Origin of the sequence: Cupriavidus sp. WGlv3 (assembly GCF_023952475.1) — a bacterium.
In the GTDB taxonomy this organism is placed as follows: domain Bacteria; phylum Pseudomonadota; class Gammaproteobacteria; order Burkholderiales; family Burkholderiaceae; genus Cupriavidus; species Cupriavidus phytorum.
This window is the reverse complement of sequence record NZ_JALHRX010000028.1, coordinates 24,610-50,462: the sequence shown is the minus strand read 5'-3', so window position 1 is coordinate 50,462 and position 25,853 is coordinate 24,610. Positions and strand designations below refer to the sequence as shown.

The 25,853-nt window shown below is 64.9% G+C and carries 24 protein-coding genes and 1 pseudogene; 5 read left to right on the top strand and 20 right to left on the bottom strand.

Annotated elements, in window-relative coordinates; genetic code table 11:
* Together MKD38_RS27925 and MKD38_RS27920 are read left to right on the top strand one after the other, a co-directional pair.
* Window positions 1-112 (top strand): NAD(P)(+) transhydrogenase (Re/Si-specific) subunit beta (locus tag MKD38_RS27925; protein ID WP_252682210.1); only part of this gene is annotated, 112 nt, incomplete at its 5' end.
* A gap of 200 nt (window positions 113-312) precedes the next feature.
* The gene (locus tag MKD38_RS27920) at window positions 313-1,239 is read left to right on the top strand and encodes an MBL fold metallo-hydrolase (RefSeq protein ID WP_252682203.1); all 927 of its coding nucleotides are present in this window, start codon (window positions 313-315) and stop codon (window positions 1,237-1,239) included.
* A 109-nt stretch (window positions 1,240-1,348) separates the two neighbouring features.
* On the opposite strand, the gene MKD38_RS27915 is transcribed toward MKD38_RS27920, so the two are convergent.
* Window positions 1,349-2,563 carry a porin gene (locus MKD38_RS27915; protein ID WP_252682201.1) on the bottom strand — a complete coding sequence of 405 codons (1,215 nt, stop codon included), beginning with the start codon at window positions 2,561-2,563 and terminating at the stop codon, window positions 1,349-1,351.
* A gap of 346 nt (window positions 2,564-2,909) precedes the next feature.
* On the opposite strand from MKD38_RS27915, the gene MKD38_RS27910 reads away from it, so the two are divergent.
* A complete protein-coding gene (locus tag MKD38_RS27910; RefSeq protein ID WP_252682199.1) occupies window positions 2,910-3,593 on the top strand; it encodes a TetR/AcrR family transcriptional regulator in 684 nt (227 codons plus the stop codon).
* Between the two features lie 7 nt (window positions 3,594-3,600).
* Here MKD38_RS27910 and MKD38_RS27905 read toward each other — a convergent pair whose 3' ends face one another.
* The 12 genes and pseudogenes from MKD38_RS27905 to MKD38_RS27850 all read right to left on the bottom strand — a co-directional run bounded on the left by MKD38_RS27905 (window position 3,601) and on the right by MKD38_RS27850 (window position 17,637).
* Entirely contained in the window at window positions 3,601-4,905 is a 1,305-nt protein-coding gene (locus MKD38_RS27905) for a flavin monoamine oxidase family protein (RefSeq protein WP_252682198.1), read from the bottom strand.
* Window positions 4,906-4,989: 84 nt separating this feature from the next.
* Window positions 4,990-6,351 (bottom strand): NAD(P)/FAD-dependent oxidoreductase, encoded by a 1,362-nt coding sequence (locus tag MKD38_RS27900; RefSeq protein WP_252682208.1) that lies wholly within the window; start codon window positions 6,349-6,351, stop codon window positions 4,990-4,992.
* Between the two features lie 38 nt (window positions 6,352-6,389).
* Window positions 6,390-7,823, bottom strand: a complete 1,434-nt coding sequence (locus tag MKD38_RS27895) for an MFS transporter (protein ID WP_252682197.1) — start codon at window positions 7,821-7,823, stop codon at window positions 6,390-6,392.
* A 92-nt stretch (window positions 7,824-7,915) separates the two neighbouring features.
* Window positions 7,916-8,323: a RidA family protein gene (locus tag MKD38_RS27890; protein ID WP_252682196.1), complete on the bottom strand. Its 408-nt coding sequence runs from the start codon at window positions 8,321-8,323 to the stop codon at window positions 7,916-7,918.
* A gap of 24 nt (window positions 8,324-8,347) precedes the next feature.
* Window positions 8,348-9,184, bottom strand: coding sequence for a phytanoyl-CoA dioxygenase family protein (locus tag MKD38_RS27885; protein ID WP_252682195.1), 837 nt, complete (start codon window positions 9,182-9,184; stop codon window positions 8,348-8,350).
* A gap of 585 nt (window positions 9,185-9,769) precedes the next feature.
* A pseudogene (locus tag MKD38_RS27880) lies at window positions 9,770-10,298 on the bottom strand (tyrosine-type recombinase/integrase); the annotation flags it as partial.
* Window positions 10,299-10,446: 148 nt separating this feature from the next.
* Window positions 10,447-12,102, bottom strand: a complete 1,656-nt coding sequence (locus tag MKD38_RS27875) for an acyl-CoA synthetase (RefSeq protein WP_252682194.1) — start codon at window positions 12,100-12,102, stop codon at window positions 10,447-10,449.
* A 28-nt stretch (window positions 12,103-12,130) separates the two neighbouring features.
* The gene (locus MKD38_RS27870; protein WP_252682192.1) at window positions 12,131-13,273 is read right to left on the bottom strand and encodes an acyl-CoA dehydrogenase family protein; all 1,143 of its coding nucleotides are present in this window, start codon (window positions 13,271-13,273) and stop codon (window positions 12,131-12,133) included.
* 11 nt (window positions 13,274-13,284) lie between these two features.
* Window positions 13,285-14,415, bottom strand: coding sequence for a 4-hydroxybutyrate dehydrogenase (gbd, locus tag MKD38_RS27865; protein ID WP_252682190.1), 1,131 nt, complete (start codon window positions 14,413-14,415; stop codon window positions 13,285-13,287).
* 26 nt (window positions 14,416-14,441) lie between these two features.
* Entirely contained in the window at window positions 14,442-16,010 is a 1,569-nt protein-coding gene (locus tag MKD38_RS27860; RefSeq protein ID WP_252682188.1) for an acyl CoA:acetate/3-ketoacid CoA transferase, read from the bottom strand.
* Window positions 16,011-16,047: 37 nt separating this feature from the next.
* Window positions 16,048-16,488 (bottom strand): MaoC family dehydratase, encoded by a 441-nt coding sequence (locus MKD38_RS27855; RefSeq protein WP_022538176.1) that lies wholly within the window; start codon window positions 16,486-16,488, stop codon window positions 16,048-16,050.
* A gap of 27 nt (window positions 16,489-16,515) precedes the next feature.
* A complete protein-coding gene (locus MKD38_RS27850; RefSeq protein WP_252682186.1) occupies window positions 16,516-17,637 on the bottom strand; it encodes a glycosyl hydrolase in 1,122 nt (373 codons plus the stop codon).
* A 160-nt stretch (window positions 17,638-17,797) separates the two neighbouring features.
* Here MKD38_RS27850 and MKD38_RS27845 point away from each other — a divergent pair, with 160 nt between their 5' ends.
* Window positions 17,798-18,676: a LysR family transcriptional regulator gene (locus tag MKD38_RS27845; protein ID WP_115700171.1), complete on the top strand. Its 879-nt coding sequence runs from the start codon at window positions 17,798-17,800 to the stop codon at window positions 18,674-18,676.
* Between the two features lie 59 nt (window positions 18,677-18,735).
* Here the strand turns inward: MKD38_RS27845 and MKD38_RS27840 are convergent, their stop codons facing one another.
* The 7 genes from MKD38_RS27840 to MKD38_RS27810 all read right to left on the bottom strand — a co-directional run bounded on the left by MKD38_RS27840 (window position 18,736) and on the right by MKD38_RS27810 (window position 24,714).
* A complete protein-coding gene (locus MKD38_RS27840; RefSeq protein WP_252682184.1) occupies window positions 18,736-18,969 on the bottom strand; it encodes a hypothetical protein in 234 nt (77 codons plus the stop codon).
* A complete protein-coding gene (locus MKD38_RS27835; RefSeq protein ID WP_252682182.1) occupies window positions 18,966-20,186 on the bottom strand; it encodes an ABC transporter substrate-binding protein in 1,221 nt (406 codons plus the stop codon). The genes MKD38_RS27840 and MKD38_RS27835 overlap by 4 nt, the downstream gene beginning before the upstream one ends.
* A gap of 56 nt (window positions 20,187-20,242) precedes the next feature.
* Window positions 20,243-21,271, bottom strand: coding sequence for a branched-chain amino acid ABC transporter permease (locus tag MKD38_RS27830; RefSeq protein WP_252682206.1), 1,029 nt, complete (start codon window positions 21,269-21,271; stop codon window positions 20,243-20,245).
* A 14-nt stretch (window positions 21,272-21,285) separates the two neighbouring features.
* Window positions 21,286-22,173, bottom strand: a complete 888-nt coding sequence (locus tag MKD38_RS27825; protein ID WP_252682180.1) for a branched-chain amino acid ABC transporter permease — start codon at window positions 22,171-22,173, stop codon at window positions 21,286-21,288.
* A 21-nt stretch (window positions 22,174-22,194) separates the two neighbouring features.
* Window positions 22,195-22,899, bottom strand: a complete 705-nt coding sequence (locus MKD38_RS27820; protein ID WP_252682178.1) for an ABC transporter ATP-binding protein — start codon at window positions 22,897-22,899, stop codon at window positions 22,195-22,197.
* Between the two features lie 2 nt (window positions 22,900-22,901).
* Window positions 22,902-23,681 carry an ABC transporter ATP-binding protein gene (locus tag MKD38_RS27815; protein WP_252682176.1) on the bottom strand — a complete coding sequence of 260 codons (780 nt, stop codon included), beginning with the start codon at window positions 23,679-23,681 and terminating at the stop codon, window positions 22,902-22,904.
* Window positions 23,682-23,802: 121 nt separating this feature from the next.
* Window positions 23,803-24,714 carry a LysR family transcriptional regulator gene (locus MKD38_RS27810; protein WP_252682174.1) on the bottom strand — a complete coding sequence of 304 codons (912 nt, stop codon included), beginning with the start codon at window positions 24,712-24,714 and terminating at the stop codon, window positions 23,803-23,805.
* 129 nt (window positions 24,715-24,843) lie between these two features.
* On the opposite strand from MKD38_RS27810, the gene MKD38_RS27805 reads away from it, so the two are divergent.
* Window positions 24,844-25,848: a Bug family tripartite tricarboxylate transporter substrate binding protein gene (locus MKD38_RS27805; protein WP_252682172.1), complete on the top strand. Its 1,005-nt coding sequence runs from the start codon at window positions 24,844-24,846 to the stop codon at window positions 25,846-25,848.
* Window positions 25,849-25,853: the final 5 nt, after the last annotated feature.

Sequence of the window (25,853 nt, the reverse complement as noted above, 5' to 3'; positions counted from 1 at the left end):
AGCCGGCTACGCCGGCCTGGACAACGAGCTGTTCTACATGGACAAGACCATGATGGTGTTCGGCGACGCCAAGAAGGTGGTCGAGGACATGTTCAAGGCGGTCGAAGCATAACCCTGATGCCTGGCGTGAAGGCGTCTGCGTCCATAACGACATCCCGTTCTGCCTGTGCCGCGTTTGCAGGCATCTTTTATTTTGATGACTGATGTTATTATAAATAGACAGAGAACAGAACTGCGCAGCCTGACCTGATCGCTACCGGGACGCTCCGGCTGCGGCAGATCGCCAAGACTGCCTAGGCAAGGATGATCGACATGAGCACAGCGTTCTGCAATTCAGGCACGAAGCGACATATCCAGCGCGTGGATTTCGGACGCGTGTCGGTCTTCTTTGGCGAGAAGAGCGGCAAGTATCCCGACGGCAACCAGGTATTGATAAGGGGGTCCGAGACCCGCGCGGCTTTCGACACGCCGCTTGTCGCGAACTACATCGGTCCCGAGTTTGACGCCACCGAGCTGGTGGTGATGGGCCATGTGCATGAGGACCATATGGCCGGGTTGCATCGCCTACCGGAGGCATCGGTCCATGTGCACGAAGGCGATTTGCCGGCGGCAAGGAGCTGGGATGGCATGGTTGCCGCTTTCGGTAATGCGGCGTATGCATCGGAGACCCTGCTCAGGTTTCAGCGTGAATTCTTCTATGCGCCGCGGCCCGACGCGCAAGGCTACGTGGACGGTGCGTGCTGGGATCTGGGGCAGACCGGCATTCGGGCTTTCCACCTGCCAGGGCACACCGCGGGCCATACCGTTCTCCTGGTGGAACCGGAGGGGGTGGCTTTCACGGGCGATATCGACCTGACCGGATTCGGACCCTACTATGGCGATGCCGGGTCCAGCCTGGGGGACTTCCGTCGTAGCCTGGCACGGTTGCCCGAGGTTCCGGCCAAGGTGTGGGTTACGTCCCATCATCGGGGTGTCTATACCGATCGTGAGCACTTCCTGCGCGATCTCGCTGCCTATGCGGCCAAGCTGGACCAACGCGAACAGCGCCTGCTGGCCTTGCTGCGCGAATCGCCAAAGACACTGGCACAGCTGGTCGACCTGCGGCTGCTGTATCCGCCGGGCTTTCAAGGCTCATGGGTACTCGATGCCGAGACCCGTACGATTTCCCGGCATCTGGCAGAACTGCTGGCGGACGGGCGGGTCGAGGTGAACGAAGAAGGCGTCTACCGGGTGGGATGAGATGCCCGGGGGACCACTTCGGTAGTGGCCGCCCTTGCATCATGTCCCGATGCGGATCGCCGGAGACTCCCGCATCGGCATTGCATCGGTTTGACGATTGCCGTCGCGCTCAGAAGTTGTGGCGGATGCCCAGCGCGACGCCGAACATGCTGTCCTTGCCGGCAGCGGGCTGATAGCCGTTGTTGAATGCAATGGACGCAGTGTCCAGGCACAGGCCGGCATTCTTTGCGTAAGCGGTGGTCAGGTACAGGTCCGTACGCCTGGAAAGGCGGTAGTCGGCGATGAGCATCCACTGTCTCGGATTGCCGGCAGGCCTTAGCGCCGGCAAGGTCGAGGACCGGAACGTCTGGTAGTAGTAGTCCAGCGTCAGGCTCAGCGCAGACGTCATCTCGTAGTAGACGCCGGCCCAGTACAAGTTGTCGCGCGTCAGTGTCTGCCCCGGCGCAGTCGACATGCCCCAGCGGTATCCAGTCATGAAGATCGCCGGACCGACGGCGTAACTGGCTGCCGCGGCGGCCTTCTTGAATGTGCCGGTACCGGCGAAGCCGCCACTGCCGACGATGCTCGGGTTCACCTGGTCGTAGGTGACGGTGGCACTGAACGGCCCCGCCGCATAGGAGGCCCGGGCACCAAAGCCGGTATCGCGGCGAAACTGGCCGGGAACCTCGCCCGGGCCACCCAGGCGACTCAGGTCCACGGTGCCGCTGCTGCCGCCGGTGCCAAAGCTCCAGTGTGCCCCGACGCTGACCGGACCAAAGGTGCCCGCATATTTGACGGTGTTGTCCTCGCGGTACACCGGTCCGATCTGGGCGATCACGGGCTCATACAGGCTCGACATCGCCGCTGGCGAGAAGTTGGCCAGTGCCTCCAGCATCGAGGTGTATTGGCGACCGAAGGTGATCTTGCCGTAGGTGGCGCTCTGCAGGCCGACAAACGCCTGCCGGCCAAACAGTCGACCGCCTTGCTGCAGGGTGCCATCGTCTGCGCCGATGCCGCTTTCCAGCACGAAGACGCTGCTCAGTCCGTTGCCGAGGTCTTCCACGCCGCGCAGGCCCCAACGAGAACCCGACAGACCTTCCCCGTTCAGCGCGTATCGATGGGCCGAGCCGCTGCCGGCGCTCTTGAAGTTGGTGTCGAATTCCAGATTGGTATCGAGCGTACCGTACAACGTGACGGACGACTGGGCGTGCGCCGCGCCTGCGAAGACACCAAAAGCTGCCAGTGCGACAACAGGCGTCTTGCCCCAGTCGCGTGCCAGCTTGCACGGCACTGCCGTGACCACAGCCCCATCCTTGTCAGAGGCATAGCGCCTGAATGCATCCATCAACGATCTCCTTGTTTGTCAGTTGCCTGGCGGCCGCATGCAGCGCATCGGCCGCGCACTCGTCCTGAAACCTGTCGGCGATTCGCGCAAATCGTGAATTAGCATAACGATCGTAATGTTAAATAAAAAGGCCGGGTATTCCCTGCTTGGGCGGCGCCCTGAGCTGGCACAGCTGTGGCTACGTGGGGGCGTGCGAACGCCGGCGCACTACCTGGGTGGAAAAGACTGCGCATAGGCCTTGCCCGAGCGGAGCTAGCGGAAGAGGACCACATGGAACCAGAACATAACGATGATTCTGTAAAATCACGCATCAGGCGGCTAACCAGGCCGGCAGCCGGTGATCGAAATGCTCAAGAGACAGAACAAGACAATGGAAAGCGACGACGATATCGAGCAGGTCTCAACCCGGGGTCGTCCGGTCGGCGATCGCGAAGCGAAGCGCAAGGAGTTGCTGCGCGCGGCATCGACGGTGATTGCACAGGAGGGCTATGCCAACGCATCGCTGCGCAAGGTTGCGAAGCATGCGGGCTACACCACCGGCGCGGTGACCTATTACTTCGCCAACAAGGAAGAGCTGGTCGTGGCGCTGATGGAAAGCGCATTCGACCGTTTCGACGCGATGCTGGAGTCGGCCCGGGGAAGCGGTGACATCCTCGCCCCGTTCGAAAGCTGGATCAGGCTGACCGACCGCAGCACCAGGTTCTGGCCGGCGACATCGGAATTGCTGGCGCAGGGACGACACGAGCCTGCGTTTGCGGAAGTCATCACCAGGCGCTACGCTCGCTATCGTCGCCTGCTCGCCGCCATTGTCAAGGACGCGCAGGAACGGGGGACGGTCCGCAACGATATTCCGGCGGACATCCTCACCGACCAACTCGTTGCCATGGGGGATGGATGGATGATGATGTACCCGATCGAACCCAAGCGCTTCACGCCCAAGCGAATGCGGGCGCTCATCGATGCCCTGGCGGTGCTGGTGGCGCCCGTGCCGGGCGAGCACAAGCCTGGCGGACGGGCGGCGCACGCGTAGCACGGGATCACAACCGGTGCTCGCCACGCAGGGCGCGAGCGATGTCAATAGCGGCTTTGGCGCCGGTCTCGATGGCGCCATCGATGCCGCCGACCCCGATGGGCGCTATGTCCGCGCCCGCGAAATGGATGCGGCCGTGGCTCTGCCGCATCAGGGGCGCGGCCTGCGTCAGATTGCCGGGGCGGTGATGCATCCATCCGCCTTTGGAGAACGGGTCGTTCGCCCAGTCCTGGCAGACCGTGTCCAACACTTCGATGTCCGGAATGAAGTCCCGCAGCGCCTGCTGTACTGCCTCGCGGTCATTGCCGTCCAGCGCCGAGGGGTCGGAACAGAAGCACACCACCAGCGTATCGCCATGGTCGCGCCGCTCGGCATGGGCGGTGTTGATGGGATGCTTGCCCGCCGGTGCATAGATCACGAAGGGCTCGATCTCGCCCCTGACCCGTACCCAGATCTTGGTGGCCATGATCGGGTTTCTTTGCTCGATCATGGCGCGCACGGGGCGCGGCAGCGCAGGCGTGACGGAAAACTCGCTCAGCATGTTCAGCGGCAATGCCACCACGGCGCGCCGGGAACGGATACGCTGTCCATCGCGAGTGGTCACAATGACCTCGTGCCCGTTGTCGTCGACAGCGGCCACTGGCGTCGAGAGGCGCAGTTCGGCTTTCGATTCGGCGCTCATGGCGCCAATCAGGCGACCGGTGCCGCCCTCGATCGGCCAGTGCCCGGCGATCTCCTTGAACGCGCTCCAGTTGCCGAAGCAGATCGCGCACCAGAACAGCAGCTGCGCAAGCCCTTGCTCGCGTTCGGAGCAAACCAGGATGGACATCGCGTTGACCAGCACGTCGCGGTCGTGCGCCGAGAGTTCAAGCGCGTCAAGCCGGTCGCCGATGGTTTGCCTGTCGATCGTGCCGACGTCGGCGGCTGCCAGGTCATCCACCTGGGGAAAGTGCATCCGCGCATCGGCAAAGAAGCGGGCGGCCAGCGGCGTGGCCAGTTGGTTGAGCTGTTCCCATGTCCCGGCGTGTACCACGCCGTCGGCGTACCAATAGGCCCTGGTCACCGGCATTGGGGTCGCCAGGCCGATGCCATAGCGCTTGAGTTCGCGCCACACATGCGCCTGCGTCCAGTGCACGTAGGTGCCGCCCAGATCGAGGTCCAGGCCAAGCGCCTTGCCCCACCAGGTGCGCCCGCCAATCCGGTCACGCGCTTCGAGCAGCAGCACCGAATGGCCTGCCATGCTGAGGTCCCGCGCAGCGGTCACGCCTGCGAAGCCAGCGCCGATCACGGCCACATCGTACAGATCTGTCATGGGAATTTCCGTATTGAGTTTCAGGTGATGCATGGGCGGGAAAGGATGACTCCCGGCAATTGCGAGGCTGCCTCTCACGCTGACTCATGCGCGGCGCGCCTTGCGGTTCGAACGTTCATCGAGACCGCTTGCGACCTTCAGGGCGCCGTTGAGGGCGAGCCAGCGCAGGGGTTCCGGCAGCGTCGCGGGCGGCGCGTGTTGCATCAGCATGGCAAGCAGCGGGTTGCCGATGCCCTGGATGTCTTGCGCCAGCATGTGTCCGACCATGCCCTGTGTGCCGACGCCGTGGCCGGAACATCCCGCCGCGTAGTAAATGTTCCTGTCTGCTCCTGTGCGGCCGATCACCGGCAGGCCATCGTCGGCATAGCTGATGTAGCCGCTCCAGCAGCGCCGGATGGCGATGCCCCTCAAGGGTGGAAAGCGGTCATGCAGTGCCATCCGCAGCGCACGATACTGGTCGTGCTCGGGCACTTCGGGCGTCCGCGAGCCGAACGGGTAGCGCAGGCGCTTGGTGGTCAAGACCAGCGTGTTGCGCGCGGTCAGGCGATGGCTCTCCATGACCCAGTGCATGGTTGTGATGCCTTCGCGGCGGTGCCATCCAAGCGCCGCCAGCTGTACAGGGGAAAGCGGTTCGGTCTCCATGGCCGAAAGCCGCAACGGCACCACCTTGTCCGCAAGCGGGCCGAGCCGGGGCGTATAGGCATTGGTGGCCAGGATCATCACCGGCGCGCTGACGCTGCCGCGAGGTGTCTGCACCCTGACGGTTGGTCCTTCGGTGAAGGACAGCAACGGCGTGTTTTCGTGGATCGTCACGCCTGCCCGCAGGGCCGCGCGCCGCAGTCCCAGGACGTACTTGCCGGGATCGAGCGTGCCGCCGGTCGGCACGTAACTGCCAAACAGGAACGCTGGCGGGATGCCGCGTGCGCGCATCTCGGCCTGGTCCAGGTATTCCGATGGGCATCCGAGTTCGGCGCCGATCCGCATATCCTCGCGCACCCTGGCTTCCTGCGACGGGTCGATGCCGGCACGGATCAATCCCGACCGGTGGTAGTCGCAGTCGATCCCATGCTCCGCGAACTTGCCTTCGGCGAAGCGGACCCCGTCTTCGTAGAAGCGTACGATCCGCTTCGCTTTTTCGTGGCCCGCGCGCTTGAGGAAGCGGTCGTACTTGAGTCCCTGCCCGCCGGCGAGATAGCCCGCGTTGCGGCTGCTCGCTCCATGGCCACAGAACTCGCGTTCGAGCACGACCACCTTCACGCGCTGCCGGGCGAGCTCCAGCGCCGCGCATAGCCCGGCGAAGCCGGCGCCGACGATGACCACATCGGCGTTGGTGTGGCCCTCGAGCGATGGCTGCAGGTCAGCCGGCCTTTCGATCCAGCCGCCCAGCGTTCGATATGTCTTGAAGTCTTCGGTCACGTTGCCGCTTTCCTTTGTCTGGTGAGCCATGCGGGCGGGAACAATCCGCGCTTGACGCAAATGCCGTGTCAGGCGGCCATGGACGTGTCCGGGCATGGGCGCGCTCCGTTGGCAGCGCCCGTCTCGTCGCCGGCAACGGCTTCCAGCGAGCGGTTGGTCGTGCGCGGGCCGAACAGCGCGACGGGGATGGAGAAGACGATGTAGCAAGCTGCCGCCGCGAGCATGACGCCAGCCATGCCGCTTGCGGAGAACAGCGCGGCGCCCAGGACGCCGGCGGCCGCTCCGCCGAACCGGCCGCCAGACATCACGATCCCGCTGCCGAGGGCACGCAGCTGCGTCGGTATCGTCTCCGGGATGTAGGTGTAGTAGGCGTTGACAACGAGTCCCGTGATGATGGCGGCGAGTCCGCCTGCCCCGATCACTGCCCAACTGGTGGCCGAGATGCCGAGCACCGCCAACGGCAATGCGCTTAGCACGGACACGACAAGGATGGCGGACTTGCGTTCATACCGGTCGAGAAACAGCATGGCGACTAGCGGCGTGGCGCCATAGATTACGTTCCACAGGAACTGGATGTAATACGCATGTTCCTCGGAGTATTTGAGGCTGTATACGAGCGAGTAGACGCCCCATTGGCCGAACAGGTAATAGGCCAGGCTGGCGCCAAAGTAGCCGAGCGTGAGCACGGCGATGGTTCGCAGCAAGGCCTTGTCGTTGAAGAGGTCGCGTAGCGTAGGCGCTGCGGCGGCCGGCTGAACGGTGGCAATTGCGGGTTCGTCGAGCGGACCGCGGCGCAGCGCGCGCGCTTCCAGCTCGCTGACGATGCCTTCGGCGCGATCGAATCGACCGCGCGCGACACACCAGCGCACCGATTCCGGCAGGATGAAGCGTGCCAGGGGCGCAATCAACAGGCCGACGCTGCCGCCCAGGAACAGGTTGCGCCATGCCTGACTACTGCTGTGGGGGAGATAGAACATTGCCAGCGCGGCAGCGCCGATGCCGGAGACCACGAACCCGATCGTCACGATGGAGACGAAGCGGCCACGTGCCCTGCCGGGAAACATCTCGGCGATATAGACCAGCAGCACCGAGGTGGCGGCCTGCACGCCGATACCGGTGATGACGCGGGAGGCCAGTATGGTCTCGTAGGTAGGTGCGAATGCCGTCGCCAACGCTCCCAGCGAGTACAGCACGGTGGTCCATACGAGCACCGAACGTCGTCCCCATTGGTCAGACAGTCTTCCTCCCACCAGCGCCCCGATGATCATCCCGATGAAGAACGCGCTGCTGATGGCGCCGATCTGCTCGGTGCTCAGATTGGTGTGGGCCTTGATCGTGGGACTGGCATAGGCAAAGATGGCGTTGTCGTAGTACTCCAGCATCAGGTTGGCCGCGAGCAGCGCGGCCCAGACGTAGTGGGAAGCCATTACCGGCAGGCGGTCAAGCCGCGCAAGAATGCTGGCTGGCTTGTCCGTTCTGACGACCGCATTCGGACGGTTCATGTTTGTGTCTCCATCAGCTTTGTCGCTGTTCTTTTTTCTAAGGGATGTCGTGCCGCGACCCTGGTGTGCACACGGGCCGCGGCTTCTGGCTGTCAGCCGGCGCCGCAACCGACGACTGCAATCGCGCGTATCTCGACCAGGAACTCGGGACGCGCCAGCTGGTTTACGCCCACGCCTGTCCACGACGGATAGCGGTCGGGGAAGTACTCATCCTTGACTTTCACGAACGCCTGTATCTCGCCGCGCAGGTCGGTGTGGAACGTCATGATTTCCACGACGTCGGCAAGGCTGGCTCCTGCGGCTTCGAGCACCGCCTTCAGGTTTTCGAACGCCACCCGGGCCTGCGCTTCCATTCCCTGGCCCACCGAGGCCGTCGTCAGATCGAAGCCCACCTGGCCGGACACCCAGATCATGTCGCCGACACGGGTTGCCGAAGAGAAGTGAAGCTGGTCGTAGTGCCTGGCCTGCATGAGGCCGGGATTGATCATTTGTCGTTTCATGGCGGCTGCTCCGTGCAAGCGATATCAGGCGAGTTGGCGGAAGACGGGCGAGCGGAACGGTTCGCCTTCATTGAGCCTGGCCATTTCTTCCCGGAAGAGCGGCCCGTTGCGGGCATAGCGCGGGTTCGACATTGGCAGGGCGCGGAACGTGGCGTCGTCACCGAAGAAGCGCAGCACCAGCGTGTGCCGGGTCGGGCAGGCGGCATCGACGGCAGCTCCTCCGTGAAGCGAACGTGGATGCAGGAACACGACATCGCCAGGGGTCACCTCCCAGGAGAGCACGTCCCAGGCATTGGGGTTTTCGGCGAGCTCCTTGTCGATATGCGGCAGGCGGGGCAGGGTGCCGTCGCCGTACAGCGGATCGGTCGGGTCATCGGCATTCGCGAAACTGGCCCCGTCGTACTGGATGCCGAGGTGCGAGCCGCGAATGATCTCCAGCGAATTCTTCTTTGGAATGGCCTGGAAGGTAATCCACGCGTTGCCCCAATGCTTGCCTGCCCACGGGAGGTTCGCGGTGTCCTGATGCCACGGCCCGCGGCCGCTGTTGCCGCCTTCCTTGGCGAACACCTCCTCGGCGAAATACCAGACATGCTCCGAGCCCCATAACTCCTGGAACACCTTTCCGAACGGCAGCGTCGTGACCAGGTCGTCAAGCTTTTGCTTAACCACCGGATTGGCGTTGTCGATATGGGTCTGCAGGCTGGTGCCGTCCAGCGAGCGGAAGTGATATGGGCCCGGGTTGGCGACGTTCCACCTGAAAGCCTCGTAGCACCGGGCCAGCTGCACAGGGTCGAGGCAGTTCTTTATAAGTACGGCGCCGTCCTCGCGAAACGCCTCTCGTTGGGATTGGGTGGTGAGCATGATAAGTCTCCTTCATTCCTCGGTGATGGACGCTGGCCGGCGCGATGCATGAACAATAACTCGCAATCCGATTTAAGACAACAGGCGTTGTGTTAAAGGGCGAGCCTCGGGATTCTTGGAGAATCGTCGAGTTTGCCGTCCGTGTAATCGTGACGAGAGTTCGGCCGTGCTTGGTTCTCAGCGGACAAGAAGGCGTTGTCCAGGTATATGGCTTCAACTCGGGCAAGACGGACGTGCGGATACCGCGGCGTATGCCGTGGCAACATGCCGCCTCGATGCGTGGCGGGCTGGTCGCAGAGCGGGTAGTTGAACGTCCCACCGGGCCGTGGGCACCTGGGTCGTGGAAGGTGCTGTGCGACGCCGGCCCATGGCCGCCGTCATGAAAAGCGTGAGGAGTGCAAAGTGTGGGGACTGGCGCAACGCCCGTTGACTAAGGCTCAGTTAAGGCCATCGGCAACGTAGGGGTGTCCCGAAACGCTACCTCGGCAAATGGCTGCAAGTGGATTTAGAACGGTCCTTCGCTTCGTCGAGGTCAAAGGCCGTTCTTGGCCGGCAAGCGACCGCTCGCCGGCCAGAGGTTTGCCACACTTCGGTCTGCTCCGCCAACTCGAGCGCGTCGTCAACTTCGATGCCGAGGTAGCGAACCGTGCTCTCCAACTTTGTGTGGCCGAGCAGCAATTGCGCTGAGCGAAGGTTCTTGGTTCTGCGATAGATAAGCGATGCCTTGGTCCGCCGCATAGTGTGGGTGCCGTACGCTGTGTCGTCTAGGCCAATGGACGCGATCCAGCGATGTACAAGCCGGGCATACTGGCGGGTGGACAGATGGGCTGAGGCGTGAATCCGGCTTGGAAACAGAGCATCCGACGAGCGCAAACCACGATGGACAATCCATGCCTCAAGGCTTGAGCGGGTCTGCTCCGTAATCTCGAACTGAACCGGTCTATGCGTCTTCTGCTGGATCACCATCGCTCGGGCACTAACGCGACTGCCCTGACAAACGTCTCGTACGGATGGCCCAGATCTCGCAGAGCTTCAGCGGCGGCTTTTGTCCGGTGAGCTTACCCTTATTCCACGGCGCCCGCGGCGTGGCAGGTGAATTGGACGTCTCGCGCAAGATGTCGCCAAGGCGGTCGATCAACCGGTCTTCGCTCCCAATGCGATGCCGGACACGAGTTTTCTGCTCCGCCACGACCGGGCGCTCTCGGATATCCCGAATGTGGAGAGCAAGCTCGGCCGGCCACCGAAACACATTCACGGGGAACTCACGCCTGTACGTGGCCGGGCCAGGGAGCGGCGGAGCTTGCTCGTTGCCTGAGGAGGAACTTCTGGATCTTGCCGGTCGACGTCCTGGGAAGGTGGCCGATGACTACTTTCTTCGGCGCCTTGAAGTGCGCCAAATGGGCGCGGCAATGTTCGATCAGTTCGCGCTCGCCGACCCTGGCGCCATCGACGACTTCGACAAAGGCGCATGGCGTCTCCCCCCAACGATCGTCCGGCTGGGCGACGACGGCTGCCACGCGCACCGCGGGGTGCCGGTAGAGCACCTCCTCCACCTCCAGCGAGTTGATATTCTCTCCGCCGGAAATGATGACGTCCTTGGAGCGGTCCCGGATCTGTACATAGCCATCCGGGCAGACGACTGCGAGGTCACCCGAGTGGAACCAGCCGCCGGCAAAAGCTTCCGCCGTGGCCTCGGGGTTCTTCAGGTAGCCCTTCATCGTCATGTTGCCGCGGAACATGACTTCGCCGATGGTCTTCCCGTCCCACGGCACCGGCACAAGGGTTTCGGGATGCAGCACGGCCATGCCTTCCTGCGCAGTGTAGCGGACGCCCTGCCGTCCTTTCCGTTCCGCCAGCGCACCGATGCCGAGTTCCTCCCATTCGGGCAGCTCCACGCAAACCGCCGCGGGGCCGTAGACCTCGGTCAGCCCGTAGATCTGGGTGATCCTGATCCCCATGCGCAGCAGGCCCTCGATCACCGGCATCGGCGGCGGCGCGCCGCCGATGAGTCCGTGGACCGGATGGTCGATGCCCGCCTTCCACGCTTCAGGTGCGTGGGCAAGCATCGCATGCACGATCGGCGCCCCGCAGTAGTGACTGACCCGGTGCTCGCGAATCGCATCGAGCACGGCGGCAGCATCCACCCGCCGCAGGCAGACGCTGGTACCGGCGTTGGCCGCCAGCGTCCAGGCGAAGCACCAGCCATTGCAGTGGAACAGCGGCAGCGTCCACAGGAAGACGGCGTGCCGGGGCATGCCCCAGTCGAGCATGTTCGACAGCGCAGCCAGATAGGCGCCGCGATGGTGGTAGACCACGCCCTTTGGGTTGCCCGTGGTGCCGGAGGTATAGTTGAGGGCGATGGCCTGCCATTCGTCGGCGGGCTCGCCGCCCTCCCAGTACGGATCGCCCCCGGCCAGGAAGCCCTCGTATTCGATCTCCGCCAGCCTGCGGCCCCCTTCGACGGCGGGATCGATGATGTCAATCACCAGCGGCTTGTCGTCGAGCAGCGCCAGTGCGGCTTCGACTACGTCAGCGTACTCCGTGTCGGTGACCAGCACCTTTGCATCCGCGTGACTGAGCATAAAGGCGATGGCGGCCGCGTCCAGGCGCACGTTCAACGTGTTCAGCATGGCGCCGCTCATGGGCACGCCGAAATGCATCTCCAGCATCTCCGGCGTGTTTGCGGCCATCACGGCCACCGTGTCGCCAGTCCTGACGCCGGCGGCCACCAGCGCCGACGCGAGGCGGCGGCTGCGGTCCAGCATTGCCCGCCAGCTCGTGCGGCGCTCGCCGTAGACGATGGCTGTACGCTCAGGGTAGACCTCGGCCGTTCTACGCAGGAAGGAGATTGGCGTCAGGGGCACGAAGTTGACCGGGCAGCGCTCCAGCCCATCCGTGCTGTGTTCGACATGTTCCATGGATTGCCTCACTGGCTGCAGCCGTGCGTCAGCGCATTACGTCGCGGGAGATGATCATCCGCTGGATCTCGGAGGTCCCCTCAACGATCTCGAGCACCTTGGCATCCCCGAACGCGCGGGATACCGCGTACTCCGTCATGATCCCGTTGCCGCCGTGAATCTGCACGGCCTGGTGGGCCGCCTCCATGGCCTTCTCGGTTGCGAAGAGCTTTGCCATCGAGGCCTGCCGATCGTAGGGCCGGCCCTCGTCCTTGGCCACCGCAGCGTCGTAGAGCATCAGGCGGGCAGCGTGTGCGTGGGTCGCCATGTCGGCCAGCTTGAACTGCAGCGACTGGAACTGGTTGAGCGTCTTGCCAAACGCTGCGCGCTCGCTCATGTAGCGGACGGAGCGTTCCAGCGAGCCCTGCAGGATGCCCAGTCCCAGCGTTCCGATCAGGATGCGGCCGGTGCTCACCTGTGACAGGGTCTGCCGGAGGCCGGCCCCGACCTCGCCGAGCAGGTGCTCGGCAGAAATGGCGCAGTCCTCGAAGAACAGCTCGAATGTGGTCGATCCGCGCCAGCCGATCTTGTGCAGCTTCTTGCCATGGCTGAAGCCGGGCGTACCGTTCGGTACGATGAAGTTCGAAATGTCCTTGCGGCCGTCGGGCCGGATTCCCGTCACCGCCGCAATGACGATCGGGCCGGTGATCTCGGAACCCGAGTTGCTGATGAAGGTCTTGGCGCCATTGATGACCCAGCGGCCATCCTTCAGTACGGCGCGGGTCTGGATATTGGCGGCGTCGGAGCCGGCGTTCGGCTCTGTCAGGCCGATGCAGCCGACCTGCGTGCCCGCCAGGATCGGCCGCAGGAAGCGCGCCTTCTGGCCATCGGTGCCGTAGTTGTTGAGCAGGCTGGCCGCCGTGGAGTTGGCCATGATGGCCACCGCCACGGCGCAATCGACGCGGGCGATCTCTTCCAGCGCTATGGCGAAGCCAAGCCAGTCGCCGCCGCTGCCTCCCCAGGCTTCGGGGTACGGCAGCCCGATATAGCCCAGTTCGCCGGCCCGGCGCCAGATCTCGTAGGGAAAACTCTCCTCTTCCCACAACCGGTGGGCGACCGGTGCGATCTCTTCCTCGGCGAAGCGGCGCACCGCCTCGCGGATCATCTCGTGGTGTTCTGCGATGTATGACATCGTCTTCCTCCTCAATACGATTCCTGCAGCATCGCCAGGTAGTCGTCGATCGTGGCAGTGCGGGGATTGGTGGCGTGGCAGTGGTCCTTCGTGGCGGCGACCGCGATGTCCTCCAACGCCTCACGCGGCACGCCCATGGCGCCGAGACCAGCCGGCAAGCCGAGACGGGCGTTGAGTTCGCCGATGGCCTGAGCCGGGTCCCCGCCGGTGGGCAGGCCCATGGCCTGGGCAAGTGCGGCCTGCTTGGCTTGGGTCGCCGGCTTGTTGAAGCGCAGCACGGCCGGCAGCAGCACGGCATTCAGCGTGCCGTGGTGCAACGAGACGCCGGGCACCGCGCCCAGCGGGTGCGACAGGGCATGCACCGCGCCCAGCCCCTTCTGGAAGGCCAGCGCGCCTTCCATGGCGGCCATCATCATGTTCCAGCGCGCGTCGCGGTCGCAGCCGTCGGCGGTCGCCTTGCCGATATTGGCTATGCCGCGGCGCAGGCCGTCCAGGGCGATCGCTTCGGCGGGGGGGTTGATGGCCGGCGCCAGGAAGGTCTCGATGCAGTGGGCGATGGCGTCCATGCCGGTCGCGGCGGTCAGGGCCGGCGGCAGGCCCAGCGTCAGTTCGGGGTCGCAGATGGCGAGCTTCGGCAGCAGGAACGGACTAAGCAGGCCGAGCTTGCGGCCGGACTCCATGACGATGACCGCGCCCCGGCCCACTTCGCTGCCGGTACCCGCAGTTGTCGGGATGGCCACCAGCGGGGCGACCCGGCTAGTGATCCGGCTCGCGCCGCCCTCCACCGCCGCGTAGGTCTGCAGCGGTGCCGGGTGGGTCGCCAGCAGCGCGGTGGCCTTGCCCAGGTCGATGGGCGATCCGCCGCCCACGGCCACGATGCCGTCGCAGCCGTTGCCCAGGTAAAGGCCGGTCGCGGCGGACACGGCGGCTTCCGTCGGGTTGGATGGGGTGTCCTCGAAGACGGTAGGGGTGCAATCCGGGCCCAGGGCGTCGAGCACCTTGTCGGCGATACCCGCGGCGCGGATGCCGCGATCGGTGACGATCAGCGGTCGCTGGATGCCCAGGCGCTGCAGCTCGGCCCCCAGCATCCGGATGGCGCCGAAGTCGATGTGGACGGTAGTCAGGTAGTTGATGACAGCCATGTTTTCCTCGTAGATAGGTCGATGCGTCAGGCGCGGAATAGCGTCGGATCCATGCGCGGAAGCGGCTCTGCCACGCGCACCGGCGGGAAGGCCATCAGGTCCAGTACCTGGGACCTGACGTCGATGCCGGGCGCAACCTCCTCCAGCACCAGTCCATCTGGCGCCACCGAGAACACTGCGCGCTCGGTGATGACCTTGGCCTCCTGGCCGCGCTCGGCCACTTTGCGCCCCAGTGGATAGGTGATCTCGTCCACGCGCTCGACGAACTTGCGCACGCTCCCCTCACGCCCGACCGACAGGAAGCCGTCGGTGGTGTCGGCGACGAGGCCACCGGTGGTGAAGGTGCCGGTGAACAGCAGCTTGCGCGCGTTGTAAGCGATGTCGATGAAGCCGCCCGGCCCCGGATTGGCCGCGCCGAAGCGGCTGACGTTGATGTTTCCGTCCCGGTCGAACTGGGCAAAGGCCAGCGCCGCCATCGGGCAGTTGCCGCCGTCGATGAAGTCGAACTGCGACGGGCCGTCGATCAAGGCCTCGGGATACTTGTTGGCGGAGAATTGCCAGCCGCTCATCACGACGCCGCCGAAGGGGCCGTGCTCGGTGGTAAAGCTGTAGCGACGCAGGCCGCCGTCGGCGAACAGGCCGTCTTCCATCATCACCGTGGGCACGTCGGACGAAGCACCGAAGCCGAAGATGCTGACCTCGCCGGGGCTGACCTCCCGGGCTGCCCGCCGGGCGATCACCTTGTCGGCGCCGGGCGGCAGGCGCTCCGAGGCGCGGCCGTCGAACAGCTGGCCGCCCAGATAGGCATCGTCGTACCGGATGTCGGTGGTCATCATGGCGTCGGGTTCCACCACGACGCGATCCACCAGCACGCCGGGAATGCGCACCGCGTGCGCCGGCCGGGCGTGACGCGGCACCAGCTTGCGCACCTGTGCGATCACGGTGCCGCCTGACGCCTTCACCGCCAGCGCCATGGCCAGCGCGCACGACGTGATCGGCTCGTCCTCGAAGCTCAGGTTGCCGTCCTCGTCGGCACTGGTGGCGCGCAGGAACCCCACGTCGAGCGGCCAGCTCGGATAGAACAGGTATTCCTCGCCATCCAGCTCCTGCACCCGCACCAGGTCGTCGGTGGCGCGAGCCGTGTACTTGCCGCCCTGCTGGCGCGGGTCGATGTAGGAGCCGAGGCCGATGCGGGTCAGGTAGCCTGGGCTGCGCCGGGCGACTTCGCGCAGCCAGTGCATGGTGGCACCGATCGGCCAGCAGTAGGCTTCCACCCGATTCTCGCGGATCAGGCGCATGAACTCGGGGCGCTTGCCGGTGGCCGGATTCACCGCATTGGTAAAGTTGCCCGACACGATCCGCTTCATCAGCCCTTCGACGGCCACGTGATCCATGCCGCGGATGCCCATGCCGTCGCCGACACTGACCGGGAAGAAGAAGGTCAGGTCACGAGGCGACCCAGTCTCGTGGAAGCGTTGCGCCAGCGCCTGGAACAACGCGTCCGGCGTCAGCCAGCCGATCACGCCCACGCTGCCCACGCTCTGGCCGGCCCGGATATCCGAAACGGCTTGCGCCGCAGTACAGATCTTGCTCATGCGATCTCTCACCTTTCTCGCCGCTCGCAGCCCGGGCTCAGGCCTGGAAATGGATGATGTGGGTACCGACGCAGACCGTCTCGCCCCGCTGGTTGAGCAGCGTCGCCTCGGCCCACAGGCGCTTCTTCTCGTCGTCGGCGCGGGCAATGCGGTAGTTCACGGTGAGGGTGTCGCCGATGCGCACGGGCTTGGTGAAGCGCACGTTGTCGTAGCCGTAGGAGACCGCCGGGCGCTGGATCATGTCGAGATACTTGGTCACGGCGCCGGCGATGAAACCGACCATCATGGCGCCCTGCGCGATGCGGCCGCCGAAGCCCATGCGCTTGCAGTATTCGTCGTCCATGTGGTTGGGGTGGTTGTCACCGCTGATGCCGGCGAAGGCATAGATGTCGTACTCGCCGAGGGTGCGGGTGTAGCTGGTGTGCGTGCCAATAAGGGTGGATACGTTGCCTTCGTGCGGGATCTTGATGTCGGACATGTGGGTTCTCCGGAAGTGGGTTGGGGCTCAGACCTGGGTGGCGTCGATCCTGCCCGCGAGGATGAGCAGGGATTCGAGGAGAAAGTAGTCGCCCCAAACCAGTTCGTTGTCTACGGCGACGTTATTGCGCTTGTTGAAGCAGCCGCCGGTGAGGATGCCAGGCTGCCGTTCATCGCCTGGACCGATTGGGGTCAGGAAGCGGGTCACGACTTGCTCGACGCTGTCGACGGCAGCCTGGCGGTAGACCGCCGCGCGCTCCGGGACAAGCGCGGCCAGTTTGAGCAGGCTGGCGGCGGCGATGGCGGTGGCCGAGGTGTCGCGATTAGTGTGCGGGATGGCGGGATCGTCGAAATCCCAGAAGGCCACGCGGTCGACGGGCAGGTGCGCGACCCACCAATCTGCCACGCGGACCGCGTCGGATTTGAACGCCTGCTCGCCGCACGACAGCGCCTGCGCGAGTCCGAGCATGCCCCACGCCTGGGCGCGGGCCCACGTGCTGCTGTCATGGATGCCCTTGTGCGTGTAGCGCTTCACGAGCGAGCCATCGGCGGCGTTGAATGTGGCGGACTGGCAAACCGAGCCATCCTCCCGCACGCACAGGGCAACATGCTGGCGCAGGTGCTGGCGGCCGATCTCGCCCGTGCCGAGAGCGGCGTCGTGCCGCAGCAGCAGCGCCACGGTGCCCGGAATCGCATCGATGTTGGCCTCGCTCGTCCCCACGCTGGAGGCCTCCTCGGCCTCGGTGCCGAGCGGGATCAGGCGGGCTGCCTCGCTGTACATTTCCGCCAGGCCCCGCGTGCCGTCGAGCGCGAGTTCCGCAGCCTGCGGATCGGCCAGCAGCGAGCCGCCGAGTTGCGCGCCGTACCAGAAGAGGAATCCCTTGAACACCGACTTCGACGCCACCCGCGGCGCCAGCCGTGCGGACCACATGCGGGCGCTGTCGCGGTACTTCTGCTCGCCGGTGCGCAAGGCAGCCAGCCACAGCATCCCGACCCAGAAGCCGCCGGTCCAGTCGCCGGCCGGGGAGCGTGTCCAGGTGCCGTCGGCCGGATTGCCATAATGCGGAAAGCCCGCCTCGTCCTGCGCGATCGTCGCATCGATGCGTTGCAGGATGCGATCGAGCGCATCATCGATCAGTCTGGAATCCATAGTTTTGTCTCCATGCATACATTGGCTTGTCCGGTCTTCGCTGCCAGCCTTGCGGATCTCGGGTTGGAGCGCGGAGCGGGTATGCATGGAATCGTAGGGAATGCGCAAACTAGCGTCCAATATATAATTAATCGCTCTTTTATACTTACAGGATATAGCGATGGACCTTCGCCACCTCCGGTACTTCATCGCCGTCGCCGAGGAACTCAACTTCACGCGGGCGGCCGAGCGCCTGCACATCGCCCAGCCGCCGCTGAGCCTGCAGATCCGCCAACTCGAGGAGGAGATGGATGTGACACTGCTGAACCGCTCGCGTCGGCACGTGGAGCTGACCGAGGCGGGTCGCATTTTCCTGGAGCAGGCGCGGCAGATCCTGCGCGCTACCGAGAGTGCGGTCATCCAGACGCAGCGCGCGCATCGCGGTGAGACTGGCCGGCTGACGGTCGGCTTCTTCGAGCACGCGTCCTATACGCTGCTGCCGCCCATCCTGCGCGCCTACCGGGAGCGTTTTCCCTCCGTGGAAATCCTGCTGCGCTGGTTTCCGGTCGTCGAACAGGCAGAGGCGCTGCGGCGGGGTGACGCGGATATCTCCTTCATGCGACCCGTGCCCGACCTCGAGGACGTGACGTGGGAAACCATCCTCGAAGAGCCGTTCGTGCTGGCTGTGCCGGCAAGGCACCCATTCGCGAACGCGGAGTCAATCTCGCTGAAGGATTGCGCGCAGGAGCCCTTCATCATGTACATGCCCGAGGCGGCGCCGGACTTCCACGCCATGAACATGCGCATGTGCGCGTCGGCGGGTTTCGTGCCGAAGGTCGTGTCTGAAGTGGGGCAGGTCTACACGCTGGTCGGGTTGGTCAGCTCCGGTGCGGGCATTGGCTTCGTGCCGGCATCGGTCCGGCAGATGAAGTTCGCCCACGTAGCCTACAAGCCGATCAAAGGCCGGCAACCAACAGTCGAGATCATGCTCGGCTATAGCCAGCGCACCCCAACGCCGCTGATGACGGCTTTCATCGAGACGGCGAAAAGCATACTGTGAAGGTTCCCCGGGCCTCGCCCGCTGTATCGTTGGCGAGGGCCGGAGAATGGCGCGGACGTTCAGTCGCGCCGGGCTGCCGGCAATAGGCGGCAGCCGTACGTGGCGGTCGAACGCCAGCGAGTTGCCGTCGGCCAGGGCGGCCCGCAACAGGCGTGAGAGGAAGTTCTGATCACAGGGCGGTCTCGGCCATGGCGCTCGGTGATGGTGTCGCCCGGCCCTTCGATGCCGAGGTCGATCGCCTCCAGGAAGCTGGCGCTCGCCTCGGGCGTCGTCTCGCGACAGGTGATCTTCATGACGTCTTCTTCCCAGCCAGCGGGCAGACACCTTCTTCCATCGGCCGGAACGCCTCGTTGGCGGGAATGGTGGCGATGAGCTTGTAGAAGTCGCCCGCATACTTCGATTCCGACGGCTTCTTCACCTCGAACAGATAGAGCGGGTGGATCTTCCGGCCGTCTTCGCGAATGCTGCCCTTGCCGAACAGCTTGTCGTCGGTGGGCATCGCCTTCATCTTCGCTACCACGGCGGCGCCGTCGCCATCCGCCTTCATCGCCGTCACTGCCTTCAGGTAGTGGATCACAGCCGAGTACGTGCCCGCCTGCGCCATGGTCGGGAACTTGCCGTTGTTGGCAGCGGCGAATTCCTTGCCAAACTTGCGGTTCTCGTCGGTCATATCCCAATACCAGGTCTCGCTCAGCAACAGGCCCTGTGCAGCCTCGAGGCCGAGCGCCTGGACGTCGCTGCTGAAGACGAGCAGGCCTGCCAGCTTCTGACCGCCGGCGCTCACGCCGAACTCGGCGGCCTGCTTGACCGCGCCGATGGTGTCGCCCCCGGCGTTGGCCAGGCCCACCACCTGCGCCTTCGAGGCCTGAGCCTGAAGCAGGTAGGAGGAGAAATCGTTGCCCGGGAAAGGATGCCGGACCTTGCCGAGGACCTTGCCGCCGTTCTTGACGACAACAGCTTCGGTATCGCGTTCGAGCGAGTGGCCGAAGGCGTAGTCGGCAGTCACGAAGAACCAACTCTTGCCTCCCGACTTGACAACCGCCTTGCCCGTCCCATTCGCCAGTGCCCACGTGTCGTAGGCCCAGTGGATGGCATTGGGCGTGCAGGCCTTGCCGGTGAGGTCGGAGGTGCCGCCGCCGGTGACAATCATCACCTTGTTCTTCTCCTTGGCCACCTGGTTGACCGCCAGGACGACCGACGAGGTCGGCACGTCGACGATAGCGTCCACCTTGTCCACGTCGAACCAGCGGCGGGCGATGCTTGCCCCGACGTCCGGCTTATTCTGGTGGTCGGCGGCCACGATCTCCACCTTCAGACCATGCTTCTCGGGCGCAAAGTCCTGGACCGCCTTCTTCGCGGCCCAGACCGAACCGGGACCGGCCAGCCCGGCATAAACTCCGGTCTGATCGTTGAGCACGCCGATCCGGACCACGCCGCCCGTGATCTCGGCCTGCGCCGTCGAGGCCGCCAGCAGCGCGGCGAGCGAAAACAGCTTGATGCGATTGTTCATCCTGTGTCTCCTCTACTGTGGGGATATATATGGGGTGTTCCGTTCAGCGCTTGATTTCATGCCTTTCCTTCCACGCGCCGGGCATGCACGCCTGCTCTGGCGGGCGTTTCGTCATGACTTGGTGCCGGCACGGCAGCGTGGCGCGGCGCGGGCCGGCCGCGGCGGTTGCCCACGATGCTCTGGCACAACGCGTTCAATTCGCCGATGATGCCGCGGCGGAACGTCAGCACGCACACGACGAAGATGCTCCCCATGATCACGGTGATCATGGAACCGACCTTGTCCGCCAAGGCGTTCTGGATGGCAACCACGATGCCCGCGCCCACCACCGGGCCGAAGGCAGTGCCAAGGCCGCCCAACAGCGTCATCAGCACGACTTCGCCGGAGGTGTGCCAGTGCGCGTCGGTCAGCGTGGCAAACTGAAAGACCAGGGTCTTGGTGGCCCCGGCAAGGCCGGCCAGACCCGCCGAGAGGACGAAGGCCAGCAGCTTGTAGCGCGCGACGTCGTAGCCCAGCGAAGTGGTGCGCGCCTCGTTCTCGCGGATCGCCTTCAGGATCTGGCCGAAAGGCGAATGGATGATGCGGTGGATCAGCCAGAAGGTGAACAGGAAGATCGCCAGAACGAAGTAGTACATGCGCAGGTCCGACGCCAGGTCGATCACGCCGAACAGCCTGCCTCGCGGAATGGCCTGCATGCCATCCTCGCCGCCGGTGAACGGCGCCTGCAGGAACAAGAAGTACAACATCTGTGCCAAAGCAAGCGTGATCATCGCGAAGTAGATGCCCTGCCGGCGAATAGCGAGCGCCCCGACGACAAAGCCCGCGGCAGCCGAGACGGCCGTGCCGAGCAAAAGGCCGAGTTCCGGGGTGAGCCCCCAGGTCTTCATGCCATAGCCCGATATATAGGCCGCCGTGCCGAGGAACGCCGCATGGCCGAACGAGAGCAGGCCGGTATAGCCGAGCAGCAGGTTGAAGGCGCAGGCGAACAAGGCGAAGCACAGCACCTTCATCAGCATCACCGGATAGAGCACGGCCGGGGCCGCCAGCGCGCCCAGCAGCAGGGCACCGTAGCCAAGATTTCTCATTTTCATACTCGACCTCACTTTTCCTTGCCAAACAGGCCTGCCGGCCGAACCATCAGCACGATGACCATGATCACGAAAACCACCGTGGCCGACGCCTCCGGATAAAACACCTTGGTCAGTCCTTCGACCACGCCCAGCCCCAGTCCGGCGACGATCGCGCCAAGGATGGAACCCATGCCGCCGATCACCACCACCGCGAACACGACGATGATCAGGTTCGACCCCATCAGCGGACTTAGTTGCCCCGTTGGTGCTGCCAGCACGCCCGCCAGCCCGGCCAGGCCCACGCCGAAGGCATAGGTCATCATCACCATCACCGGCACGTTGATGCCGAAGGCTTGGGTAATGCTTGGGTTCTCGGTGGCGGCGCGCAGGTAGGCGCCGAGGCGGGTCTTCTCGATCGTGAACCAGGTCAGCAGGCACACAGTGAGCGAGGCGCCGATGACCCACGCGCGGTATTTCGGCAGAATCATGAAGCCGAGGTTGAAGGCGCCGGCCACCTCGTCCGGAATCGAATAGGGCTGCCCCGAGACGCCGAACTGGAAGCGGAACAGGCCTTCGATAATGAGCGCCAGCCCGAAGGTGAGCAGCAGCCCGTACAGGTGGTCGAGCTTGTACAGCCACCGCAGCAGGCCGCGCTCGATGGCGATACCCGCCAGCCCGACCAGCACCGGCGCCGCCAGCAGCGACCACCAGTAGCTGATGCCGAGATACTCCAGGCCCGCCCAGGCGACAAATGCGCCCACCATGAACAGCGCGCCGTGGGCAAAATTTATGATGTTGAGCATGCCGAAGATCACGGCAAGCCCGAGGCTGAGAATCGCGTAGAACAAGCCGTTTACCAGCCCGAGCACGAGTTGCCCCAACAGCCCCTGTAGCGGGACTCCCAGAATCGCTGTCATGTTGTCTCCTCCGCAGCGGTCTCAGACACCCAGGAGTTCCTGGAGCAGGTGCTGCTTCTCGTGAATCTCGTGCTGGTGGATCTCCGCGGCGATTTGGCCGTGCTCCACCACGTACATGCGGTCGGCCAGCGGCGCGGCGAACCGGAAGTTCTGCTCCACCAGCACGATCGTGTAGCCCTTTGCCTTGAGGTCGCGGATGACCTGGGCGAGCTTCTGCACGATCACCGGCGCCAGTCCCTCGGAGATTTCGTCCAGCAACAGCAGCCGCGCCCCGGTGCGCAGGATGCGCGCCATCGCCAGCATCTGTTGCTCGCCGCCCGAGAGCCGCGTGCCCTGGCTATGCCGCCGCTCGTGGAGGTTGGGGAACATCGCGTAGATCTCGTCGAGGCTCATCCCGCCGCCACCCACCTGCGGCGGGAGCAGGAGGTTCTCCTCGCACGAGAGGCTGGAATAAATCGCGCGCTCCTCCGGGCAGAAGCCGACGCCGAGACGCGCGATGCGATGGGCCGGCATGCCGATTGCCTCGTGGCCGTCGATCATGACCGAGCCGGCGCGACGCCCCGTCAGGCCCATGATGGCGCGCAGGGTGGTGGTACGGCCAGCCCCGTTGCGGCCGAGCAGGGTCACGCACTCTCCCTCGTTCACCAGCAAGTCGATGCCGTGCAGGATGTGCGATTCGCCGTAGAAGGCATGGAGGTCGGTGACCCGCAGGTATTCCGTCGCCATGATCAATGCCCTCCGGGCGCCGCGAGCGCGCCATCAGCGTTGCCCATATAGGCCTCGATGACCTGCGGGTTGGCGGAGACTTCCGCGTATGTGCCCTCGGCCAGCACGCTGCCGCGCGCCAGCACCGTGATGGCGTCGCAGATGCCGGACACCACTTTCATGTTGTGCTCCACCATCAGGATGCTGCGATTGGCCGAGACCTTCTTGATGAGTTGCATGACGCGGTCAACGTCTTCGTGGCCCATGCCCTGCGTGGGCTCGTCGAGCAGCATCAGTTCGGGGTCGAGGGCCAGCGTGGTGGCGATTTCCAGCGCGCGCTTGCGGCCGTACGGCATCTCGGCGGTCGTCATGTCGGCGAAGTCCTCCAGTCCGACGTCGGCAAGCAAAGCCATGGCCTTGTCATCGAGCGATGCGAGGACTTTCGGCGAGCGCCAGAACTGGAAGGAAATCCCGAGCCTGCGCTGCAGCGGGATACGTACGTTTTCGAGCACGGTCAGGTGCGGAAACACCGCCGAGATCTGGAAGGAGCGCACCACGCCCCTGCGTGCGACCTGCGCCGGCTTCTCGCCGGTGATCTCGGCACCGTTGAACCGTATGGTGCCGCGCGTGGGATCCAGGAACTTGGTAAGGAGGTTGAAGCAGGTGGTCTTGCCTGCACCGTTCGGACCGATCAGCGCGTGGATGTGCCCACGCCTGACCTTGAGACTGACGTCGTTTACGGCGACGAATCCCTTGAACTCCTTGCTCAGTCCGACGGTTTCAAGAATGAGATCGCTTGCCATGGTCATTTCCGCGCCCGTTGTTGGCTCTGCTGGAGAATATGGCCGCAGCTAGATCACGTCCAATATATTATTGGTTAGTCATTGACACTTTTTGTGTATATATGGCGGAGACGCGCAGTCATCAGTCGTGCAGGTGCTCGTCCACGAAGCGCCGGAACAGCGCCATGCTCGGCGCCTCGGTCCGGCCCGCAAGGGTAAAGAACGCATACCGGGGACCATCGTCGACCGCAGGCGTGGTTGCCAGTTCGCGCAGCTTTCCTTCGGCGATTTCCGTGCGCACCGCCGCAACGATGCTGAACAGGATCGCGTCCGAAACCATCACGGCCTCGACCAGGCTGCGCACGTTCTCGCAGCGCAGGCTCAGGCAATGCTCGGGATCGGCGCGCGGGCCGAAGCGCTTGACCAACCCGCGCGCGACTTCGGGGCTCAGCGGTGCCGACGCCAGCGGATAACGCATGACATCGTCGAAGGTCACCGCTTCGCCGGCGGCGGCCTGGAGCACCAGCGGATGGCCCGCGCGGCAGATGAAGCGGCCCTGCAGTTGCGCCAGCAATTCGTGGCGCAGGTCGGTGGCCGGCGCCACGCTGGTGACCTCGACGATGACCGCGTCCAGTGTGCGCTGGCGCAGCTGGATCATCAGCGCGTCGGAAGTGCCGAGCGACACCGCCGCCTGGATGCCGGGGTGGTGCATGGCCATGTGGCGCAGGAAGGGCGTCATCAGCACCGCGCCGGGGCCCGCGCCCAGCCCGACGCGGATGGCGCCGAGGTGATGGCGGTGGAACAGCTCGACGCTGCGATGCAGCTCGGCCTCCTCGAACAGCATGCGCCGGGCCCGCTCGGCGATCAGCTCGCCCAGCGGGGTCAGCACATTGCGCCGGCCATGGCGGTCGATGAGCTTGCCGCCGAGTTCGTCCTCCAGCGCCTGGATGCTGCGGCTCAGCGCCGACTGGGTCAGATGCAGCCGTTGGGCGGCGCGGCTGAACGATTCAACGTCCGCGACCATGAGCAGGTGCCGCAGGTGTTTGAGGTGCATCGATGCCTTGTGGATGAGTCTTATGAATAAATTTTAGACGATCAATGCATTGGACACATAGCAGGCTGCCCGATACGATCCGTCGCACAACACCCACACGAAGCGACGCAAGGCGCCGAGGAGACTGCCATGACCCGAATCCGAATCCAGAACATTGCCCGCCGGCTGCTGCGCGGCGCGGTGGCCGCCCTGCTGTGCGCGGGCCTGGCGCCGGCCTACGCCTACCCCGACCGGCCCGTCACGCTGCTGGTGCCGTTCCCGGCGGGCGGGCTGTCGGACGTGGTCGCCCGCAACCTCAATGCGCCGCTGGGCCGGCAGTTCGGCCAGCCAGTCATCGTCGAAAACCTGGGCGGGGCCGGGGGCGCGATCGCCGCGCAGAAGGTCCTGCATGCGTCGGCGGACGGGCACCTGCTGTTGCAGGCTGGCCCCGGGGAACTGATCACGACGCCGCTGGCCAATGCCGCCATCAAGTACAAGAGCGAAGACTTCCGGCTGGTTCACATGGTCGGCGCGGTCGACCTGGCCATCCTGGTGCGCAAGGACCTGCCGGTGAGGGATGTCGATGAACTCGCGGCCCATGCCGCGCAGGCGGCCCGGGCGGGCAAGCCGCTAACGTATGCCAGCGTCGGCATCGGCTCGCTCTACCACCTGCTCGGGGCGCACCTGTCGCAGACCATCGGCGCGCCGATGACGCACGTGCCCTACAAGGGCGGCGCACCCGTGATCCAGGACCTGGTGGGCGGCATCGTCGATATCTTCATCTCGCCGTTCGGCAAGCCCGACATCGAGCGCATGCGCACCGGGCAGGTCAGGATGCTGGCGGTGCTGTCGCCGACGCGGCTCGACGCGGTCAGGTCCGTGCCGAGCGTCAATGAAAGCAAGGCGCTGCGCGGCTTCAACTACTCGACCTGGGCCGGCGTCTTCGTGAAGAAGGACACCGCCGAGCCGGTCGTGCAGGCGCTGCACAAGGCGCTGGCGCAGACGCTGGCCGACCCGGCGGTGCGTGCCAGCCTGGATGCCGCGAACCTGCCCGCATCCCGTCCGGCATCGCTGGCGGAAAGCCAGAAGGCGTACCAGCACAGCATCGACCAGTACCGCGGCATCGCGCGTGCCATCGGCCTGCAGCCGCAATGAAGGAC

Excerpts from the sequence above, each read along its gene's own strand:
- MKD38_RS27920 (WP_252682203.1), top strand. The coding sequence starts at position 313 with ATGAGCACAGCGTTCTGCAATTCAGGCACGAAGCGACATATCCAGCGC.
- MKD38_RS27915 (WP_252682201.1), bottom strand. The coding sequence starts at position 2,563 with ATGGATGCATTCAGGCGCTATGCCTCTGACAAGGATGGGGCTGTGGTC.
- MKD38_RS27910 (WP_252682199.1), top strand. The coding sequence starts at position 2,910 with ATGCTCAAGAGACAGAACAAGACAATGGAAAGCGACGACGATATCGAG.
- MKD38_RS27905 (WP_252682198.1), bottom strand. The coding sequence starts at position 4,905 with ATGACAGATCTGTACGATGTGGCCGTGATCGGCGCTGGCTTCGCAGGC.
- MKD38_RS27900 (WP_252682208.1), bottom strand. The coding sequence starts at position 6,351 with ATGGCTCACCAGACAAAGGAAAGCGGCAACGTGACCGAAGACTTCAAG.
- MKD38_RS27895 (WP_252682197.1), bottom strand. The coding sequence starts at position 7,823 with ATGAACCGTCCGAATGCGGTCGTCAGAACGGACAAGCCAGCCAGCATT.
- MKD38_RS27890 (WP_252682196.1), bottom strand. The coding sequence starts at position 8,323 with ATGAAACGACAAATGATCAATCCCGGCCTCATGCAGGCCAGGCACTAC.
- MKD38_RS27885 (WP_252682195.1), bottom strand. The coding sequence starts at position 9,184 with ATGCTCACCACCCAATCCCAACGAGAGGCGTTTCGCGAGGACGGCGCC.
- MKD38_RS27875 (WP_252682194.1), bottom strand. The coding sequence starts at position 12,102 with ATGGAACATGTCGAACACAGCACGGATGGGCTGGAGCGCTGCCCGGTC.
- MKD38_RS27870 (WP_252682192.1), bottom strand. The coding sequence starts at position 13,273 with ATGTCATACATCGCAGAACACCACGAGATGATCCGCGAGGCGGTGCGC.
- gbd (WP_252682190.1), bottom strand. The coding sequence starts at position 14,415 with ATGGCTGTCATCAACTACCTGACTACCGTCCACATCGACTTCGGCGCC.
- MKD38_RS27860 (WP_252682188.1), bottom strand. The coding sequence starts at position 16,010 with ATGAGCAAGATCTGTACTGCGGCGCAAGCCGTTTCGGATATCCGGGCC.
- MKD38_RS27855 (WP_022538176.1), bottom strand. The coding sequence starts at position 16,488 with ATGTCCGACATCAAGATCCCGCACGAAGGCAACGTATCCACCCTTATT.
- MKD38_RS27850 (WP_252682186.1), bottom strand. The coding sequence starts at position 17,637 with ATGGATTCCAGACTGATCGATGATGCGCTCGATCGCATCCTGCAACGC.
- MKD38_RS27845 (WP_115700171.1), top strand. The coding sequence starts at position 17,798 with ATGGACCTTCGCCACCTCCGGTACTTCATCGCCGTCGCCGAGGAACTC.
- MKD38_RS27840 (WP_252682184.1), bottom strand. The coding sequence starts at position 18,969 with ATGAAGATCACCTGTCGCGAGACGACGCCCGAGGCGAGCGCCAGCTTC.
- MKD38_RS27835 (WP_252682182.1), bottom strand. The coding sequence starts at position 20,186 with ATGAACAATCGCATCAAGCTGTTTTCGCTCGCCGCGCTGCTGGCGGCC.
- MKD38_RS27830 (WP_252682206.1), bottom strand. The coding sequence starts at position 21,271 with ATGAGAAATCTTGGCTACGGTGCCCTGCTGCTGGGCGCGCTGGCGGCC.
- MKD38_RS27825 (WP_252682180.1), bottom strand. The coding sequence starts at position 22,173 with ATGACAGCGATTCTGGGAGTCCCGCTACAGGGGCTGTTGGGGCAACTC.
- MKD38_RS27820 (WP_252682178.1), bottom strand. The coding sequence starts at position 22,899 with ATGGCGACGGAATACCTGCGGGTCACCGACCTCCATGCCTTCTACGGC.
- MKD38_RS27815 (WP_252682176.1), bottom strand. The coding sequence starts at position 23,681 with ATGGCAAGCGATCTCATTCTTGAAACCGTCGGACTGAGCAAGGAGTTC.
- MKD38_RS27810 (WP_252682174.1), bottom strand. The coding sequence starts at position 24,714 with ATGCACCTCAAACACCTGCGGCACCTGCTCATGGTCGCGGACGTTGAA.
- MKD38_RS27805 (WP_252682172.1), top strand. The coding sequence starts at position 24,844 with ATGACCCGAATCCGAATCCAGAACATTGCCCGCCGGCTGCTGCGCGGC.